The organism is Actinomadura fulvescens (genome assembly GCF_039533225.1).
Classification (GTDB): domain Bacteria; phylum Actinomycetota; class Actinomycetes; order Streptosporangiales; family Streptosporangiaceae; genus Spirillospora; species Spirillospora fulvescens.
Window position 1 is genome coordinate 1 of sequence record NZ_BAAATD010000046.1, and the last position, 1795, is coordinate 1795.

The 1795-nt window shown below is 69.2% G+C and carries 2 protein-coding genes; both read right to left on the minus strand.

What is annotated here, in order from left to right; translation table 11 throughout:
* A partial coding sequence (locus ABD333_RS47335) for a hypothetical protein (protein WP_344549495.1) occupies positions 1-308 on the minus strand: 308 nt, incomplete at its 3' end.
* A gap of 61 nt (positions 309-369) precedes the next feature.
* Positions 370-1572 carry a helix-turn-helix domain-containing protein gene (locus tag ABD333_RS47340; protein ID WP_344549496.1) on the minus strand — a complete coding sequence of 401 codons (1203 nt, stop codon included), beginning with the start codon at positions 1570-1572 and terminating at the stop codon, positions 370-372.
* Positions 1573-1795 lie beyond the last annotated feature (223 nt).

Genomic DNA, 1795 nt, shown 5'->3' on the forward strand with positions numbered 1-1795 from the left:
GCCGCCTGGTCGGTGACGCCGGAGATGCCGCGTGGCTGGCGACCCGCGATCTCCACGTCCCAGGCGTAGAACGTGCCGGGGATCTGAGGCGCGGCGGCGTCGCTCTCGGGGGTAAGCGCCGCCGCCGTGCCGCCCGGGGTCGTACGGCGCCCGCCCGATGCTCTCCCATCAGGGCGGGCGACCGTACGATCTGGGCGGGCACGGCGGGCGGCCCCGCGCAGGGTTCCCGCCGCGCCCGCGATCAAGGTGCGAGTGACGGGTCCGCCGCGAAGTTGTGTCGGCTTGGCTATTTCTGCGTCACAGGTCACACCTTGAATTCAGCCGCATGCAAGGCCGCTGAAGTTTCACAGCTGGTGAAACTTGTGAACCTCAGGTGATACCGAGCCAGGACGCGAACCCGCTGAGCGAACCGGAGCGGCGCCGTTCGAGCTCGACCAGCATCCGCGTTGTCTCATGCACCATCGGGTGATTGCGGGTCTGCTGCGGGGCGATCCGCCGGGCCCGGGTCAGAGCGTCGAGAGACTGCGCGCGGTCTCCGTGGTAGAGGAAGCCCCGGGCCAGGTCGATGTAGTAGTGGCCGCGCCTGACCGGCGGCACCGTGGCGGGCAGGTGGATCCGGCTCGCCCGTTGTACGGCCTCGGTGCCGTCGTACATCTCAACGGCGACGGCGACCTCGTGGATGGCGACGTTGGAGGGTCCGAACTCCAGGCCGTAGTGGTTGGCGTCGGCGTCAAGGACCCGGGCGGCCGCGCGGGCCTCGTCGATGTGGGCCCACGCGGTCGCCTTGCTGGGCTTGCGGGCGGCGAAAATCGCCGACCGGAGATGCGCTGCTCCGTACACGCTCAAGGTCGGTTCGTCCATCTGGGCGATGTTCTCGCCGATGTCGCGGCGGACCCGGTCCAGCAGCTTGGCGCCCTTGTCGTAGGAGGCGCTCGCCAGGAACAGGGTGCTGCGCTGCCACTGCGTGCGGGCCACCCGGAGCGGGTCTTGGGATTCGCGGGCTGCCCACTCGACCCGTTCCATGGCCAGGCTCCGCAGGTCGAAGTAGCCGAGCGTGTACGCGATCGCCGTGACGCCTGTGTATGCCTCGGAGAGCAGGGCATACAGCTGCGTCTCCTCCTGTCCGGTGGCGGCGTGCGCGGCGGCAGTAAGTTCCTCAAGGAGTCCGGGGAGGGCTTCGCCGAGCTGGCCGTACCGGGCATCCCTGCCGAAGGCGGACAGTCGCGCGACGTCCTTCTGGAGTTCGTCGATCGGTCGTGGCCGGATGTCTTCGCCGGGCAGATCCCACGCCAGGAGGGCGCGGCGGATGTCGGGGATGGTGGCGTGGATTCGACCCGCCCGAGGCTCGTCGTCGTACGGCTGGCCGGTCAGCTTCCCAATGCCCACCCGGAGGGCACGGGCCACCCCGGCGACCAGTGCTTGCGAGGCCGGTTTGTGGCCGGCTTCCACCTGGGCGATGAGGCTCTTGGAGCACGGCACGCGATCAGCGAGCTGCTGCTGAGTCAGCCCGCGAGACTTCCGGGCGCGGGCGATACGCCACCCGATGCCCTCGTCCGTGCCAGTTTTCTCCATAGGCCCTGCACCGACTTCCTGAGACCTCGACACTCTCAGGTTACGGCGCAGGGCCTTCTGTCGTCAGAGGTCTGCTGCTACAGCGGGATCGCGTCCCAGACGTCGCTGATGATGATCAGCGCGGAAGCGGCCATTGCCACGGCGGTGGCGTACCCGAGCCGCGCGGCCAAGGAGGCCGCCGACGCAACCGGCGACCTCGAACTACAGCTCGGGATACGCGCCA

What these genes read in the sequence shown, in the direction of transcription:
- ABD333_RS47340 (WP_344549496.1), bottom strand. Translation starts at nt 1,572, where the DNA reads ATGGAGAAAACTGGCACGGACGAGGGCATCGGGTGGCGTATCGCCCGC.